This is a genomic window from Streptococcus pneumoniae, assembly GCA_040719455.1.
In the GTDB taxonomy this organism is placed as follows: domain Bacteria; phylum Bacillota; class Bacilli; order Lactobacillales; family Streptococcaceae; genus Streptococcus; species Streptococcus pneumoniae_G.
This window is the reverse complement of record JBFDTN010000001.1, coordinates 411,821-428,448: the sequence shown is the minus strand read 5'-3', so window position 1 is coordinate 428,448 and position 16,628 is coordinate 411,821. Positions and strand designations below refer to the sequence as shown.

Annotated in this window: 14 protein-coding genes and 1 riboswitch; of the genes, 1 reads left to right on the top strand and 13 read right to left on the bottom strand. The window is 43.7% G+C overall.

The genetic code is table 11. The annotated features are described in order from the left end of the window. Nucleotides 1-45 precede the first annotated feature (45 nt). From pulA to AB1I63_01975, 5 genes are all read right to left on the bottom strand, one after another. Nucleotides 46-2,331, bottom strand: coding sequence for a type I pullulanase (gene pulA, locus AB1I63_01995; GenBank protein MEW4353660.1), 2,286 nt, complete (start codon nucleotides 2,329-2,331; stop codon nucleotides 46-48). Then, complete coding sequence (locus AB1I63_01990; protein MEW4353659.1) at nucleotides 2,332-3,291, bottom strand: diacylglycerol kinase family lipid kinase; 960 nt, start codon at nucleotides 3,289-3,291, stop codon at nucleotides 2,332-2,334. An 8-nt stretch (nucleotides 3,292-3,299) separates the two neighbouring features. Further along, nucleotides 3,300-5,258 (bottom strand): NAD-dependent DNA ligase LigA, encoded by a 1,959-nt coding sequence (gene ligA / locus AB1I63_01985; protein ID MEW4353658.1) that lies wholly within the window; start codon nucleotides 5,256-5,258, stop codon nucleotides 3,300-3,302. Between the two features lie 120 nt (nucleotides 5,259-5,378). After that, on the bottom strand, nucleotides 5,379-6,428 hold the full coding sequence (locus AB1I63_01980; protein MEW4353657.1) for an alcohol dehydrogenase catalytic domain-containing protein: 1,050 nt from the start codon (nucleotides 6,426-6,428) through the stop codon (nucleotides 5,379-5,381). Between the two features lie 218 nt (nucleotides 6,429-6,646). After that, a complete protein-coding gene (locus AB1I63_01975) occupies nucleotides 6,647-7,156 on the bottom strand; it encodes a QueT transporter family protein (protein MEW4353656.1) in 510 nt (169 codons plus the stop codon). After that, a riboswitch (PreQ1 riboswitch) is annotated at nucleotides 7,154-7,286 on the bottom strand. (Overlaps the previous gene by 3 nt.) A 29-nt stretch (nucleotides 7,287-7,315) precedes the next feature. On the opposite strand from AB1I63_01975, the gene AB1I63_01970 reads away from it, so the two are divergent. Continuing rightward, nucleotides 7,316-7,756, top strand: coding sequence for a GtrA family protein (locus tag AB1I63_01970; protein MEW4353655.1), 441 nt, complete (start codon nucleotides 7,316-7,318; stop codon nucleotides 7,754-7,756). A gap of 30 nt (nucleotides 7,757-7,786) precedes the next feature. On the opposite strand, the gene AB1I63_01965 is transcribed toward AB1I63_01970, so the two are convergent. The 8 genes from AB1I63_01965 to AB1I63_01930 all read right to left on the bottom strand — a co-directional run bounded on the left by AB1I63_01965 (nucleotide 7,787) and on the right by AB1I63_01930 (nucleotide 16,622). Then, nucleotides 7,787-8,827, bottom strand: coding sequence for a hypothetical protein (locus tag AB1I63_01965; GenBank protein MEW4353654.1), 1,041 nt, complete (start codon nucleotides 8,825-8,827; stop codon nucleotides 7,787-7,789). Between the two features lies 1 nt (nucleotide 8,828). Continuing rightward, the gene (locus AB1I63_01960; GenBank protein MEW4353653.1) at nucleotides 8,829-9,734 is read right to left on the bottom strand and encodes a YihY/virulence factor BrkB family protein; all 906 of its coding nucleotides are present in this window, start codon (nucleotides 9,732-9,734) and stop codon (nucleotides 8,829-8,831) included. Between the two features lie 63 nt (nucleotides 9,735-9,797). Continuing rightward, on the bottom strand, nucleotides 9,798-10,658 hold the full coding sequence (locus AB1I63_01955) for a methionyl aminopeptidase (GenBank protein ID MEW4353652.1): 861 nt from the start codon (nucleotides 10,656-10,658) through the stop codon (nucleotides 9,798-9,800). 9 nt (nucleotides 10,659-10,667) lie between these two features. After that, nucleotides 10,668-11,945, bottom strand: coding sequence for a CBS-HotDog domain-containing transcription factor SpxR (gene spxR, locus AB1I63_01950; GenBank protein ID MEW4353651.1), 1,278 nt, complete (start codon nucleotides 11,943-11,945; stop codon nucleotides 10,668-10,670). Continuing rightward, nucleotides 11,938-12,489, bottom strand: a complete 552-nt coding sequence (locus AB1I63_01945; GenBank protein ID MEW4353650.1) for a GNAT family N-acetyltransferase — start codon at nucleotides 12,487-12,489, stop codon at nucleotides 11,938-11,940. Before AB1I63_01945 ends, spxR begins: the two co-directional genes overlap by 8 nt. A 26-nt stretch (nucleotides 12,490-12,515) precedes the next feature. After that, complete coding sequence (locus AB1I63_01940) at nucleotides 12,516-13,775, bottom strand: UDP-N-acetylglucosamine 1-carboxyvinyltransferase (protein MEW4353649.1); 1,260 nt, start codon at nucleotides 13,773-13,775, stop codon at nucleotides 12,516-12,518. Nucleotides 13,776-13,907: 132 nt separating this feature from the next. Further along, a complete protein-coding gene (gene metK / locus AB1I63_01935) occupies nucleotides 13,908-15,101 on the bottom strand; it encodes a methionine adenosyltransferase (protein MEW4353648.1) in 1,194 nt (397 codons plus the stop codon). A gap of 912 nt (nucleotides 15,102-16,013) precedes the next feature. After that, nucleotides 16,014-16,622 (bottom strand): hypothetical protein, encoded by a 609-nt coding sequence (locus tag AB1I63_01930; GenBank protein ID MEW4353647.1) that lies wholly within the window; start codon nucleotides 16,620-16,622, stop codon nucleotides 16,014-16,016. Between the last annotated feature and the right edge of the window lie 6 nt (nucleotides 16,623-16,628).

The window sequence follows — 16,628 nt, the reverse complement described above, 5'->3', positions numbered from 1 at the left end:
GCTTTTTCTAGCTGTCAAGAAAAAAACTTGACAGCTAGAAAATTTTTAGTTCATCTCAAACACAGTCGCACTTAGATTGTCTAAAATTGTCTCTTCTTCATTGCGACTATTGGTAATAAGGATTTTAAGATTTCCTGCATTTTCATAGATAAAATCTTCCCCACTAGCGTTAAAGACGATGAGATAGGTTTTTTCATCCTTGATTTCAAAGATAATCAAGCCACTTCCTGCTTGTGCTGTGTGGACAAATACATGGTTATAAATATCCTCATAAGTCTGATAAGAAAAGGCTCTCTCCTTGGTCTTTAGAGCGATAACTTGCTTGATAAAGTCAATACTTGCTTGATGCTGATTCAGCAAGTCCCAATCGACTTGGTTGACTTCATCAGGGGCATTATAGCTATTCATAGCCCGCTCTCTGTCACTAGGAGTCAGTTTCCCATGTAGTCCTGTGGCAACTAGCTTGGTTCGTGAAAATTCTTGCCCCAGCTCCATAAAGGACATGCCTTGCAGCAGCAGATTCATGGCTGTGGCAAGCTCAATTCGCTTGGTGAGTGTTTCTTTATCTTCATTTCCATGTAAAGTAGCAAGTAAATCATGGAGATTGTAGTTATCATGGGCTTCAACATAGTTCAGCACTTGCTGAGGAACTTGGTAGCTTCCTAATTCTCGACTAGCTAGAATGCTTTTAGCCACAATTTCCTCTGTAGCTTCACCACTGACAAATCCTGCTTTCAAGCCACCATAGACTTCTGCCCCCTTGATGGCATCTCGTTCATCATCATTGAAAAATCCAATACCTGCCAAGTGATAGGCATTGTCTTTTTTTGCCTTGTCTTCAGCTGCTAAGCCTAAGCCCATATCCCAGCCTTCACCGTAAATCAAAATCCGAGGGTCAATAGCATCCAAGGCTTCACGAATCGCCCTCATGGTTGCTACATCATGAATCCCCATGAGATCAAAACGAAATCCATCTATGCCAAACTCTCTCACCCAGTAGGTCAGCGAATCAATCATATATTTTCGAAACATCTCATGCTCACTTGCCGTCTCAGAACCGACACCTGTTCCATTTTGGAAAGAGCCATCCGGATTCATTCGGTAGTAATAATCTGGAACTGTCATTTGAAAAGGAGAGTCAAACGTCGAATAGATATGGTTATAGACCACATCCAAAACCACAGAAATCCCTGCCTCGTGATAACGTTGCACCATGGTCTTAAAATCACGAATGACTTGGGCTGGATCACTTGGATTACTAGAAAAACTGCTTTCTAGGGCATTGTAATTTTGCGGGTCATATCCCCAGTTATAAAGGACATTTCCCTTTTCGTCATAATCCTTGTGACGGTCTGATACTGGCTGGAGCTGGACGACATTGACCCCTAAAGAGCAAATATAGTCAAAAGCCGTTGCTTGCCCGCGAGGGTTTGTCGTCCCTTTCTCACAAGCCCCTAAAAACGTACCACGAAGAGCTGGACTGACACCAGACGTAGCTGACTTGGTCAAATCTCTGATGTGCATTTCATAAATGACTGCTTGACAAGGATTGTCTAGGCGCCATGGCGCTGTACTATCTTCTTGCTTTTCTAGCTGACATTCTGCTCTTGATACGATAGCCGTTCGCTTGCCATCTGGACTGGTCGCCACGCTATAAGGATCTCGTGTCAACTCCATTTTATGTCCAAAATCTAGCTGATACTGATAAGCATGACCTGACAAATCTTCTGGCAAAGTTAGCGACCAGACACCAATTGTATTGTCTTGATGGTTTAAAGAATAGTTCTGCCCTCGTTTTAGGGAATAGACAGTCTTTAGAGGAGCTTTATTTTCCGCCGTTTCATAGAGATACAGTTCAACAGCTTTTGCTGTCGGTGCCCAGACCTTAAAGGTTGTTTGATTATTATCTATTTCACAACCTAGCCAACCATCATACCCCCAATAGCGATCAAAAGCCTGACTATCTAATGCCATATCAAAGGCATGAGGATTGCTATGCATATAAAAAGGACTCGTTTCAGCTGCTTGACGTGAATAATAGAGACAATCATCCCCCTCAATCACCCAAACCTCGGTCACTAAGTGAGCAGGTAAGAGATGAATCTGGTAATCCACCGACTTTTGCGCCCAATCAGGACTCTTGATAAGGGCATAAGCCCAGTCTAAACGCTCGTTACTGGTATAGTTTAGCAGTACACGCGCCCCAAAGTCATCTGCTGCTTCAAAGCTGACATCTTGACCATGCTCTCCTGTCATCCATTGCCACACTTGGTGATCTAGCTCTTGTCCAGTCTTTCTATGATAGTGGAGTAAGACACGATACTGAAACATCTAGCCACTCCCCTCTTCTGACAAGGCGTCATTGCTAATCTCATCCATATTGACAAAGAACTCCAAATGATTATTCAACACTTCCAAGGTCACTGGAGTATCACCGCCGTATTCTCCATCAAGATTGAGCATAAAGGGATTATCAGGGTCTAGTACCTCAAGAGTTAATTTACTCGTTTTGAGGTATTCGACATTGCTATCTGTGACATGCTGACCACCATTCATGGCTTGAATCATGAGACTCAACATATCAAAGACCTTGGCTGTCTTGACCAAAATTAGGGTAAAATTCCCGTCATCAAGCTTGGCATCGGGTGCCAACTGCTCAAAACCTGCAATAGAATTGGTCAAGCCGGCAAAGATTAGGGATACATTGCCCTCAAACACACCATGGTCATGTTCAATCCGCACCGGACGACTCTTGGTTTTGGGCAACATTTCTGCACCTTTTGCGACATAGGCTAGATAACCCAGACGTGATTTGACCTCACTTGGCACGCTATAAGTCAGCTCGGTAAGTGTTCCTGCTGCGGCAATGTTGATAAAGTATTTTTCACCATAAGCGCGTCCAATATCCATCTTAATTGTTTGGTTTTTCTCAATGATTCGAGCTGCGGCAACGGGATCTCCCATAGGGATTTTTAGGGCACGCGCATAATCATTGGTCGTTCCAGTCGGAATAAAAGCAAGTTTAGGTCGGTTTTCCAAACTAGCCACTCCATTGACCACTTCGTTAATCGTGCCGTCCCCCCCTGCTGCGATAATCAAATCAAAGCCTGCTCTAGCTGCTCGCTCTGCCTCTTTTTGGGCAGACAAGGGCTCTGGTGTTGTTTGATAAGCGCTGGTTTCATAGCCCACATCTTCTAACACATCCAGCACTTCTGCTATATTTTTCTTAATAATCTCCTGACCTGACGTCGGATTATAAATGAGCCGTGCTCGTTTTCTACTTGTTTCCATCCTAACCTCTATAAGCTCTCTAACCAGGCTTCATCACGCACTTCAATACCTAGTTCATTGGCTTTTGTTAATTTACTTCCAGCGTCTAGCCCTGCGACAACAAGACTGGTCTTTTTAGAAACCGATCCTGTCACTTTTGCCCCTAGACTCTCCAGCTTTTTCTTAGCTTCTGAGCGTGTCAGACGCTCTAGCTTTCCAGTCAAAACAATGGTCATTCCTGATAAAGCCGCATTTTCAGCCACTTTTTCACCCAAATATTCGATATTCACTCCTGCATCTTTTAATTCCGCAAACAGAGTCTTTGTGCCTTCTTGGGCAAAATAGGTCGTCAAACTTTCCGCAATCACCATGCCGAGATTGTCAAGAGCAGCGATTTCTTCCTTGTCTGCCGCCATCAGTGCCTCTAAACTATGAAAATGCTCTAGTAGCACTTGACTAGCCTTAGCTCCCACATGACGAATCCCTAAACCAAACAAAAGTCGCTCAGCAGAATTGGACTTGGACGCTTGAATCGCTTGATAAAGCTTATCAGCTGATTTCTCCTTGACCTTGTCTAAGGTTAGGAAATCCTCTACTGTCAGCCGATAAATATCTGCCACATCACGAATCAAATCTTTCGCAAAGAGTTTTTCAATGACATTTGGTCCTAAACCAACGATATTCATAGCATCTCGTGTCGCAAAATGAATCAATTTTTCCTTCATTTGTGCAGGACACAAAGGATTGATACACCGAAGCGCCACCTCATCTTCAAAATGAACCAAGTCACCCTCACAGCTCGGACACTGAGTTGGAACCCAGATTTTCTCTTCTGAGATACGCTTACTTTCTACCACACGCAAGACTTTCGGAATGATATCACCTGACTTATACACAATCAGGGTATCCTCTTTACGAATGTCTTTTTCTGCGATGTAGTCTACATTGTGGAGCGTTGCCCGACTGACCGTTGTTCCTGCTAACTGAACTGGGGTGAGATTGGCTGTTGGCGTCACCACACCTGTCCGCCCCACAGTCCAGTCCACTGACAAGAGCTGAGCTTCCTTTTCTTCTGCTGGAAATTTATAGGCAATCGCCCATTTCGGCGCTTTAATGGTATAACCTAGCTCCTCTTGCATAGCCAAGTCATTGACCTTAATCACAATGCCATCAATATCATACGGCAAGTTTTCTCGTTCTTCTTGAATGTTCTCGATAAAAGCCCACATCTCATCGACGGATTGAACCAAGGCATATTGAGAATTAACAGAAAAGCCATGCTCCACAAGAGTTTGTAAAATTCCTTCCTGAGTGCTTGCTCCTGTGCTCTCCACTTCTTGGTAGAGAAAAGTTGCAAGATTGCGTTTTGCGACCACACTGGTATCTAGCTGACGAAGCGTTCCTGCTGCGGCATTTCTCGGATTGGCAAATTCTGGCTCGCCATTTTCCTGTCTGGCTTGATTAACCGCTTCAAACGATGTACGTGGCATATAACACTCCCCCCGCACGGTCAAGGTCAAGGGCTGCTCCAAGGTCAAAGGAATATCTTTGACACGTTTGAGGTTTTCCGTGATATTTTCCCCCACAGAGCCATCTCCTCTGGTCGCTCCTGCCACCAAGACCCCATTTTCATACATAAGAGAAATGGACAAGCCATCTATTTTTAGTTCACACAAATAAGAGACTTGGGGAAATTCTCGGCGAATCCGCTTGTCAAATTGCTCCAAATCTTCGCGTGAAAAAGCATCCTGCAAACTATAAAGCGGATACTGGTGTTGGTATTTTTCAAATCCCTCTAAAATCTTACCGCCGACCCGATGAGTTGGACTATTGGGTGCGATTAAGTCGGGGTGGGCTTCTTCTAAACTCACCAACTCATGGTACAGCTTGTCATACTCACTATCAGACACCAAGGGGCTATCTGCTGTGTAGTACGCTTCTGCATAACGATTTAAGGTTTCAACTAACTCTAAGATTCTATCTTTCATACTTCCTATTTTACCATAAATCCACTTATTTAGAGTCTAGGAAAATCAAAAATCATGAGTAAAAACGCCTGCTCCATTCAAAAAAAGACCTGCTCGATGACGAACAAGGTCTTTAACGTCTTAATCTTCAGCAACGATTAGCATCGATTTAATCTCTTTACGATCTGCCATGTCTTGATAAGCTTGGTTGACATCCTCTAGTGCATAGGTCTTGGTAAAAACACGACCTGGGTTGATGTCCCCATCAAGCACAGCTTTGAGCAAGACTTGTTTGTTATAGGTTGTCACAGAGGCTGAGCCACCTGCAACAGAGATATTTTGGGCAAAGGTTGATCCGAGTGGACGGCTATTGTAATGCGGAACTCCGACAAAGCCGACACGTCCGCCATTATGAAGAACGCCCAAGGCTTGCTCGATTGCAGCTTCTGTTCCCACACATTCAAGCGCTGCGTCTGCCCCACCACCTAAAATCTCACGAACTTTGGCAATGCCTTCTTCACCGCGTTCTGCGACCACAGCTGTCGCACCAGATTCGAGAGCCATAGCCTGACGATCAGCATGGCGGCTCATCAAGACAATCTGAGAAGCTCCCATCATTTTAGCCGCTATGACTGCACATTGACCAACCGCACCGTCACCAATGACCACGACCTTGTCACCACGCTGAACATTTGCAACACGGGCTGCATGGTAGCCTGTCGGCATCACATCTGCCAAAGTCAAAAGAGACTTGAGCATACCTTCTGAGTAGTCAGAAGGCTGACCTGGCACCTTAATCAATGCCCAATTTCCATAGTGGAAACGCAAGTACTCAGACTGGAAACCACCGCCCCAGTTGGTCGGTGCTGGGTGATTGTCACATGTCCCGTCAAATCCTGCACGGCAGGCATCGCAATGCCCACATCCATGGGTAAATGGCACAATGACAAAATCACCTGGCTTGACTGTGGTAATCTCGCTTCCCACTTCTTCGACAATCCCCAGTGCCTCGTGCCCTGAGTTCATCGAATGCGCTTCGCGCTCATCTCCGTGCGAATAAGACCAGAGGTCTGATCCACAGACACAAGCCCGCACAATCTTGATAATCACATCATCATTTTCCTGAATCTGAGGCTTATCCACCTCACCGATAATCATCGAACCAGCCTTTTCAAAAATCGCTGTTTTCATCACATTTCCTCACTTTCTTTGCTGGAATAGTTCCAGTATAACACTTGGAGTGCACTCCAAGTCAAGTATTTTTTATGATTGATAGTGGATTGAACAAAAAGTAAGACATCATTCAATCACTTTGATGAACTTCAACTCTATCTGCAACCCTTTGTCGTGTCTTATACCTTTCTCACCCCACTATCTAAAAAAGTTGAGCCTCGCCCAACTTCTATTACTTACAGGGTTAAATCAATCCGTTTCCCTAATTTATCCATGATAACTCCTCCAACAAGGAGCGAAGCAAATTCGCCGATAGCCGTTGTGAACCATGTCAACCAAAATGGTGCCTGTGCCACAATCGTAAGCTCAGCTGCAATCGTCACCATAGACAGGGAGAAAAAGACTGCAAAATAGACAAAAGCCTTATTGAAAACTCCACCAAACAAGCGCTCATTCATATATTGGCGGAAGAAATAAACACCTAGACCTAAAAAGACCAAGGTCGAGCCTCCTCCGACAAAGACATCAATCAGACCAAAACTAAAGAAATTAGCAATCATACAGCCTAGAGTCACCCCAATGATATACTTGGGTTTATAAAAGGCCATAAAATTCATCATCTCAGAAATCCGAAACTGATAAGCCCCATAGCTAATCGCATTCAACGGTGGGGTTAAGGTCAAAGCGACATAAATCGCAGCAACAATGGCAATCTGTGCCATATCACGAACAGTATTTTTCTTCATTTAAACTCCTTTGGCGGCTAAACCGCGTGTAATATGCTTGGCTAAAGGATGGAAGTGCCAAGGGTTGTGAAAGACAAAAAAGCCTAGATTTCCTAGCTTTTATCCTTACAACGTTTTCTAGTATAGCATAATTTTCAAAAATATGATAGACTTAAAGACATGAAAAAATTGATAAAAGCTTTTTTTGACAATGAAATCTTGTCCTATCTATTCTTTGGAGTTCTAAGCACACTGGTTTACCTCCTCACGCGCCTTACCATCTTTACGATTAGTAAAGATTCCTTTCTTGCTACTGCTGTGGCAAATATCACCGCTGTTTTATTTGCCTTTATCACCAACGACATCTTCGTCTTTAAGCAGGCAAGATCAGGTTGGTTGATGCGCTTGGTTAAATTTGGTGCTGCACGACTCGTGACCTTTGTCTTTGATTTAGGCATGACCTTTCTTTTTATCAAGCAATTTCCGCATATCATCGGGCAATTTGTCCACGATGATCCAGCTGCGATTGACTTTATCGAAAGCTTGATAGCCCAGGTCAGCATCATCGTCCTCAACTATATTTTCAGTAAAGTATTTGTCTTTAAGACTCGTAAATTTTAAAAAACCAAGTGAAATGACTCACTTGGTTTTTTAAAATTCTTCGACATCTTTTAGATAAGAAGCTAAATACTCGCTATAATAACGATTTTGATTGCGCTCATCAAAGTAAGCTGCCCATTCTCTCGCACGCTCAAGATACTCTTCGCCTAATGGGGAAGTCGCAATAAAATACTTCATTGTCGTCAAGTCGCGTGCCAATGCCAAAATCTCACCTTCGTGTGCTACCATCAATTCCTGAGCCAAGAGTTCATCTCCCATCCGCAGGGCAATCTCAATAATATCTGTCAAATTAGACAAGAGATTTGCCTCCTCTTCGATACTTTGGATAGCTGTTGGGAGCAAGTCCTCTACCGCATCTAGTCTTCCTAGAGCATACAGGCTTTTTAAGACCGAGCCATAGATAGTATGTGGAACCTCAGCACACTCGAGCTGCCCCTGTAAAATAGGCTCAGCCTTTTGTAGGGCTTTCTCATGCTTACCTGCAAAGCTCAAATAATTGACCTGCTCTGCGACTTCACAAGCTTCACAGTCACTCATAGCATCTCGCTCAAACGCACCTTCCTGCCAAGCCCTATAATGCTTAGCTGCATCTACCTTGTCCCCCATTGCCATGGCCTCTAGCATAAGAGTTTTATCATACATGGCTAAACTGAAATCCAGCTCTTGGTACTGTTCAAGCATCAACTGATTTGCCTGCTCAATCACATCTCTAGTCAAAGGAAGACTGGTCGGCAAAGTCGGCAGCACCCACTTTAAATACCACATGTAATCATACATATGATAGTACAAGCGCATCCGTTTTTCCCCTTCGTGGTCCTCGGTCTGCTCTATGGCACGACCAATTTGATGGATCAACCAATGCAGGGCGCTCATTTTTAAAGAAGGAGAAAAATGCTCTGCAACGCTTTCGCCTGCCACGATATACTCAGATATTTCTGCTAAAAGCGGGAAATTTCTGACCTCATCGATTTCTTTGATACAAGCAATCATATAGGCTTCTCTTTCTTGCGCAGTTTCAAGACCCTCTAAGTGATCCTGTAAATCTGCTAAATACTCTTCAACGGAATCCATCTTACTCTCCTTTTCCATCTTTTGCAAAAAGCCGGTGTTTGCCCACTTCTTTAGCCTTGATGTTTTCTTCCTTGCAGCTTTGGTAACTGGCATTTAAAATCGCCCCATAAATCAAGATTTTCGACAACAGGATAAACCAGACCATTAGACCGATCACCAAAACAGAACCCACCACACGCACATCTAAAAAGTGACTAATGTAATTTTCCAAATAAGTGGAAAATAGATTTAAAATCGCAAAGAGAATAGTCATGCTAAAGACGGTTCCTGGCAAAACATAGCGAATCTTTGGAATGGCAACATCTGGTAAAAAATAATACAGCATGGTGAGCGATAAAAACAATAATAAATACATGGTCGGCTGGGTCATACTTTGCAGGCTTTGATAGATTTGGTCATTAAAGGGAAAAATCCCATGAACAACATTCAATAGCATCCGCCCAAACAGTGTTAATCCGAGAGATAACACCAATAAGACTTGAAGAGCTATACTGACTAAGACGCTCAACAAGCGTTGCCAGACCATTCCTCGACCTTTCACGATTCCATACGCCTTGTTAAAGGCTTTTTGTAAAAAGGTCATGGACTGAGAAAAGGTCCACAGAGCCGAAATCACCGAGAAACTCAAAAGACTATTTGATGGCTGCGTTAAGACCTTTTTAACCGTACTTGCTACCACCTCATAGATAGAATCTGGCAAAATCTGCTGTAAAGTCCCTAAAAAATCCTCCATCGGAATATGGAAATAAGGCAAGATATTAGTCACAATCAACAGAAGCGGAAAAATGGAAATCAAAAAATAATAGGCAACCGCAATACTAGTCACATCGCTATCAGAGCTTCTATAAAAGGTCAAAAACGCCTGAATAAAGGTATTGTCCTCAACCCATTGACGAATCTTTTTCATCATACCTCCTCATACAAAAAGAAGATAGACCCAAAAATGATCGCCTATCTACTTTTGCCTCCTTTAATAAGTTCCTTCTTCACCTTGACTGGTCAAAATCACTGGTCCGTCTTTTGTGATGACAAATTGGTGTTCGTATTGGCAAGACAAACCACCGTCAAGCGTTTTATGTGCCCAGCCAGTCTTTTCATCGGTATCGATTTCCCATGTGCCAGTATTAATCATAGGCTCAATGGTCAAGACCATCCCTTCTCGTAAGCGAAGTCCTCGACCTGCACGACCATAGTGAGGCACCATTGGCTCCTCATGCATGGTTGGTCCAACACCGTGTCCGACCAAGTCACGAACCACACCATAGCCCTTGCTTTCAGCGTATTCTTGAATAGCAGCACCAATATCTCCGATACGGTTACCAACACGAGCTTCTTGAATACCTCGGTAGAGACATTCCTTGGTCACGTCCATAAGATCCTTGACTTCTTGGCTCACCTCACCAACAGCGTAAGCCCAGCAAGAATCTGCTACGCCACCTGCATAAGATTCAGTGTGTTTTTTCATCATCTCTACATTGTTGAAGTCTAATTTCGACACATCCAAAACAGCTTTGTCAATCGGTTCACTCAAGACCATATCGACCTTGAGCAAATCTCCTTCTTTCAAGATATAATGACGTGGAAAGGCATGCGCCACCTCATCATTCAAGCCGCAGCAAGTTGCGTAAGGATAGTCCATCAAGTGACCATCAACGCCAATTTGTAAAGGCAAAACATTTTCTTCCTTACAGCGTCTGCGAACATACTCTTCTACTTCCCACATATCAAGCCCTGGCTTAATCAGGTCACGAAGACCAATATGAATGCTAGCAAGCACATCACCTGCTCGCTTCATAGCATCAATTTCTCGTTGTGATTTTAAAGTAATCATCTTCTCTCCTTAGTTAATTTTTACGGTAATCGTTGCTTTTGCAACAAGGGTTTCTGCTAAACAAACTTGGTATTCAATAAGGGCGGATCGTCTAGTCTCATGAACCACTTTTGGGCAAATCCATAAGGTGTCATCGACCTGCACAGCGTGCAAAAAATAAACGGTCAGCTGTTCAATCATTAGATTTCTCTGACCTAATGTTGGTAGTTGACCAGTCGCAAGCATGAGCATTTCTGTCAACACACCGTGCGATAAGACGCCATTACTTTCCAACATAGACGGCTCAATGGTCAGCTGGTAGCCGTCCTTTTCTTGGCTTAATTTTTGGGCTAATTGGTCACTAAAGGTCGGTAGGCTCGACACCTGCTCACGGTTCATCTTATCCATCACATCTCGTCTGGTAATCACTCCCATGAGGGTTTGATTGTGGCGAATGACAGGAACCATCTCAAAGTCTTCTGCAATCATTCGCTGGCTGACATTGGCAATACTGGTATTAAGACTAACCGTGTAAATGTCTTTAGACATGACTTTTGAAAGCAGTGTTTGAGGGGATTTATCTCCTGCATCCCGCATGGTGACAACCCCAACCACCACTTGCTGATCATTGAGAACAGGAAAACGGCTATTGCGATTTTTCCGAACCAAGTCCAGATAATCACGAACCGTGTCTCCTTGGTATAAAAAGCCATAATCATGGGCAGAACGATAGACCTGCTCAACCGTCAAAATATCGGTTTTAATTTGAATATTGGAAAGCGCACGATTGATAATGGTCGCAACGGTATAGGTGTCATGGTGACTACGAAGAACAGGCATGGCTAATTGATCAGCCAAGCTAAGAACTTCCTCATCTACTTCCAAACCACCTGTCACGAGCACCGCATTCTCGTGCTTTAAAGCGAGCAGCTGAATTTCTCTCCTATCTCCGACAATCACCAAGCCTTCTGCAGTCAGATAGCGTAGGAGATTTTTCTCGGTCATAGCACCGATTGAAAACTTGCTAAACTCTTTTTGCAATCCTGCTTGACCTGCCAAAACCTGAGAGCCGGTAATCTCAACGATATCTTGAAAGGTCAAATGCTCCATATTCACCTTAGCAGATTTGATTCGAACCGTTCCACTACGAGGTCTCGTTTCTACCAAACCTCGATTTTCAGCTTCTTTAATCGCTCGATAAGCCGTTCCTTCGCTCACATCAAGGAAATTTGACACACTACGCACACTAACTCGCTTGCCTATTGGCAAACTCTCTAAATAAGCCAAAATCTCTTGGTGCTTACTCATGGTCGTCTCCTTTTTGGTAGCAAAACTCTAAATAATCCCGCATTTTACGCGTGTAGCGATCACTCCCTTTGAACTGCCTTGACAGGCGATAGCCTGCTTTTTGCGCTACTTTTTGACTAGCTATATTTTCTAAATGGGTAATGATGCTGATCTTTTTCAAGCCGAATTCCATCATCGATAAGTCCGTTATGGTTTTAACAACCTCGGTCATTAATCCCTGTCCCCAGTAGGCTTGATTAAGAAAATAGCCTAACTCAGCTTCTTTTTTTATCTCATCTAGCTTTTCAAATTTAATAGCTCCTATCATCTTATTCGTAATAGGGTCGCAAATCGCCCAAACTCCCAAAGGAGCTTTCATAAAATAATTGGCGAGCGTAAATTGGCTTTCTTCTAAGCTTGATTGACTAGGAAAGATAAAGGTGAGGTTATGGGGATTGCTAGCAATGGCAAAAAAGGCTTCTGCATCATCATACAGAAAAGGACGCAGATAGGTTCTCTCACACTCCACACAGGCAAAGGCTGCCAATTTGGTCCAAATATTCATATTGTTTCCCTTATGAATCGTGTCTTTTACTCCTCAATCAAGGCAATGTCAGCTCCTAAGCTGGTTAATTTTTCAATAATATTAGAGTAACCACGCAGGATAAATTCGACATTGGTAATTTCCGTCTGTCCTTTTGCCATCAAACCTGCGATAACTAGGGCCGCTCCTGCCCGCAAGTCCGTTGCTTTGACTGGTGCTCCCTGCAACTGATTTGGACCTGTATAGATAATTTGTCCACCTTGTGTTTCAATATTGGCTCCCATATTTGCTAACTCAGGCACATGATTGACCCGTTTTTCATAGATGGTATCCATAATGCGACCGCGTCCTTGTGCTTTTAACAGCAAGGGTGTCACAGGTTGCTGCAAATCGGTCGCAAAGCCAGGATAAGGAGCTGTTTTAATCGTAATAGCTTGAAGATTATCTTGCTTTTCAACGTAAACACTGTCCTCAGATACCGTCATGCGGACACCCATTTCTTCTAATTTAGCAAGAAATCCTTCTAAATGCTCGTATAAGACATTCGTAATCTTGATGCCTTCACCTACTGCTGCAGCAAGTGCAATATAGGTCCCAGCCTCAATGCGGTCAGGAATCACTTGATGACGAGTGCCATGAAGTGTCTCCACTCCTTCAATCGTGATAATATCTGTCCCTGCACCACGGATATGAGCACCCATATTGTTGAGAAGAGTTGCTACATCAATGATTTCAGGTTCACGAGCCGCATTTTCAATCACAGTCCGACCTTTTGCCTTAACCGCCGCAAGCATGGTATTAATAGTAGCACCTACGCTGACTGTATCCATATAGATACTTGCCCCTATAAGGTCCCGTTCACCTGTCGCAAGGCGCATAGAATTGCCCTCATAAGACATATCGGCTCCCATCGCCTTAAAGGCTTTCAAGTGCAAATCAATGGGACGAGGCCCCAAATCACAGCCCCCAGGTAAACCAACCGTTGCTTCACCATAACGCCCAAGAAGACTTCCGTAGAAATAGTAAGAAGCTCGCAAACTATTGATTTTTCCGTATGGCATAGGCACATTTTTCACCCCACGAGGGTCAATCGTCAAGGTTTCGCCTGAACGCTCTACACTCGCTCCCATGTCTTGCATGATTTCAACCAAACTATCTACATCCGAAATGGCTGGAACGCCGTCTAAAATAACAATATCATCGGCTAAAATCGTCGCTGGAATCAAGGCTACTACGCTATTTTTGGCACCACTAATGGCCACCTCTCCACGCAAAGGGCGACCACCATTTATTACAATCTTATTCATATTCTTCTCTTTCAGGTAAATTCGTCAAAAGACCAGCTTTTATTATACCATAATTTTTCTAAAAGAACCATTTCCAATCCCCGAACTACAAAAAAAGAAGCCCAGACAATAGCTGCGCTTCTCTATCTCATTTTACTGAGATACATGATTTTTCAATGCTTCTACCTTGTCCAAACGTTCCCACGGCAAATCAATATCGGTCCGTCCCATATGACCATAAGCCGCTGTTTGGCGATAAATTGGCCGTTTCAAATCAAGCATTTGGATAATGCCTGCTGGACGAAGGTCAAATAATTTCCGAACAGCTGCTTCGAGACGGCTTTCAGCCACCGTACTCGTACCAAATGTATCAATCCGCACCGATACCGGTTGCGCCACCCCAATCGCATAGGCTAACTGTACTTCTGCTTTCTTGGCAAGTCCTGCTGCAACGATGTTTTTGGCAATGTAGCGCGCCGCATAGGAAGCCGAACGGTCAACCTTGGTCGCATCTTTTCCAGAAAAGGCACCGCCACCGTGGCGAGAGTAGCCACCATAGGTGTCCACAATGATTTTGCGACCGGTCAAACCAGAATCTCCCTGCGGTCCACCGATGACAAAGCGACCAGTCGGATTGATGAAATACTTGGTCTTCTCATCCAGATACTGGGCTGGAATGACCGTTTGAATGACTTGCTCGATGACGTCTTTGCGAATCGTTTCCTGACTCACTTCTGGATCATGCTGGGTTGAAATGACGACAGTATCCACGCGCAAGGGTTGATCTTGTTCATCATATTCAACTGTGACTTGGCTTTTGGCATCTGGACGAAGGTAGGAAATGCTACCCGATTTCCGTAAATCCGCCAATTTCTTCACCAATTGGTGACTGAGTGAAATCGGTAGCGGCATCAATTCAGGAGTTTCATCTACCGCAAAACCAAACATGAGCCCCTGGTCACCTGCTCCAATCTGATCGAGCGGGTCTTGGTCACCATTTTCACGGACTTCTAAGGCTTCATTAACCCCTTGAGCAATATCAGGTGATTGCTCGACCAAGGACGGATGAACCCCTACCGTTTCAGCTGAAAAGCCATATTCCGTATTGGTATAGCCAATCTCTGCAATCGTATCCCGGACCACGCGGTTAATATCCACATAAGCCGTTGTTGAGATTTCCCCAAACACATGGACAGAGCCAGTATAGACAGCCGTTTCCGCCGCTACATGGGCCTCACTGTCCTGCTCCAAAATCGCATCCAAAATCGCATCGGAAATCTGATCCGCAATCTTATCCGGATGCCCCTCAGATACCGACTCAGAAGTGAAAAGTTTACGTTCTGACATCTTCATGTCCCCCTTTAAATAAAAATGATACTAGAAAAACAACCACTTATCGCCACAACCTACAAACTCCCCTAGCAGAAACCAGTTTTCGTAGCACAGTCACGAAGAAAAAGTCTTTTTAATGCCACCACCCTTATGTGCTTTCGGACATCAGCGACTGCCTTCGGCATTCCATGATTAATCTTCGAGCCTAAGGTCTCGAAGATTCCGAGTGCCAGTAAATGTTATTGTATTAACATTTACTGGCACTTTTAGCACGGCGGTGGTGGCGGTATTGTGCTCGCCACGCTCGCAAATTTTCTAACCTTAAAACTACAGAAACTTAAATATCGATGTGCACTTTTCTGAATTTGAGGGTTGTCTTCAGTCTAAGAGTAACGAAGTTAGTTGACATCACAACCGTAGAAAAAGGTGCGACGAAGGAGCCGTTTTTCTTAGCTCAGTTACGACGAATGGGAAAAGGATTCGATATTAAGACCTTTCCCATTCTAGTAAGTTGGCTAAGAACCCTACTATGTATGTTACGACGGTTTCTCCAAGCGAAAATATCGTTCGCTTGGAGAAAGCTAGTAAGTCGCTTAGCTTCAAAGGTCTAGTAGACCTTTGAAGGTTGGAAATCAGACTAACGAAGTTAGTTGACCTAACAACCATAGAAAAAGGTGCGACGAAGGATCCGTTTTTCTTAGTTCAGTTACAACGAATGGGAAAAGGATTCGATATTAAGACTTTTCCCATTCTAGTAAGTTGGCTAGGCAGACCGCCCCATAGCGACTGCCGTACAATGACGAGTAGCTTCGCTACCGACATTGTTGCCGAGTTAAAAGTTACAAAGCACCGACCACCCAATTTCTCAAGTAATCGCCTTTTCGGGACTTATAACGCTTTTTATTATATCACATTTTATGAGAACTTTCAGATTTTTGAAAGCATTTTTTCGACTTCTTCTGCTCCAATCTCATCTCCTGCTTGTCGAAAAAGTAGCAAACTCTTCTCAAACGACGCTTTACTCTCTTCAATATTCCCCAAAACCTGATAGATCTCACCTAAACCACGGTAAGCACAGGCTTGTGCTATCCAATCATCCGTTTTCAAAGACCAGCCTAAACTTTGCTCCATATAAGCAAGACCTTCTGAACTTCTTCCTAATTTCATACGAAGATAACCTTGCTCATAAGCATTAACCGAAAGGCGAAGCGCATCGTCTGAAAAATGCTGCTGGATAATCTTCTCTTCTTGCGCTATCAAATCCAAAGCATGTTCACATTCGCCCATCTCACGCGCCACCATCGCTTGTTGATGAAGCGCTACATGTAGATCTGCGTGATTGTTGACAAAAAGAGCTTCCATGCGATTTTGCTCATATAAATCCATCGCTTGCTGGTAATTCTCTTTTTCCAAGGCTAGATAAGCCTTTAAACTGCGGCTACTGCTATCATCCATTTTTAACATAGAAACAAGTTGCTCTGCTTCAAGGATATTGCCGTCTATAAAAGCCTGCCAGGCTTGATCTAATACTGACATTCTATC

Bases quoted from the DNA above. Each gene is read 5' to 3' on its own strand.
- spxR (MEW4353651.1), bottom strand. From the start codon at position 11,945: ATGAGTAAGCACCAAGAGATTTTGGCTTATTTAGAGAGTTTGCCAATA.
- AB1I63_01940 (MEW4353649.1), bottom strand. From the start codon at position 13,775: ATGAATAAGATTGTAATAAATGGTGGTCGCCCTTTGCGTGGAGAGGTG.
- AB1I63_01975 (MEW4353656.1), bottom strand. From the start codon at position 7,156: ATGAAGAAAAATACTGTTCGTGATATGGCACAGATTGCCATTGTTGCT.
- AB1I63_01990 (MEW4353659.1), bottom strand. From the start codon at position 3,291: ATGGAAACAAGTAGAAAACGAGCACGGCTCATTTATAATCCGACGTCA.
- AB1I63_01945 (MEW4353650.1), bottom strand. From the start codon at position 12,489: ATGAATATTTGGACCAAATTGGCAGCCTTTGCCTGTGTGGAGTGTGAG.
- AB1I63_01970 (MEW4353655.1), top strand. From the start codon at position 7,316: ATGAAAAAATTGATAAAAGCTTTTTTTGACAATGAAATCTTGTCCTAT.
- ligA (MEW4353658.1), bottom strand. From the start codon at position 5,258: ATGAAAGATAGAATCTTAGAGTTAGTTGAAACCTTAAATCGTTATGCA.
- AB1I63_01965 (MEW4353654.1), bottom strand. From the start codon at position 8,827: ATGGATTCCGTTGAAGAGTATTTAGCAGATTTACAGGATCACTTAGAG.
- AB1I63_01980 (MEW4353657.1), bottom strand. From the start codon at position 6,428: ATGAAAACAGCGATTTTTGAAAAGGCTGGTTCGATGATTATCGGTGAG.
- metK (MEW4353648.1), bottom strand. From the start codon at position 15,101: ATGTCAGAACGTAAACTTTTCACTTCTGAGTCGGTATCTGAGGGGCAT.
- AB1I63_01955 (MEW4353652.1), bottom strand. From the start codon at position 10,658: ATGATTACTTTAAAATCACAACGAGAAATTGATGCTATGAAGCGAGCA.
- pulA (MEW4353660.1), bottom strand. From the start codon at position 2,331: ATGTTTCAGTATCGTGTCTTACTCCACTATCATAGAAAGACTGGACAA.
- AB1I63_01930 (MEW4353647.1), bottom strand. From the start codon at position 16,622: ATGTCAGTATTAGATCAAGCCTGGCAGGCTTTTATAGACGGCAATATC.
- AB1I63_01960 (MEW4353653.1), bottom strand. From the start codon at position 9,734: ATGAAAAAGATTCGTCAATGGGTTGAGGACAATACCTTTATTCAGGCG.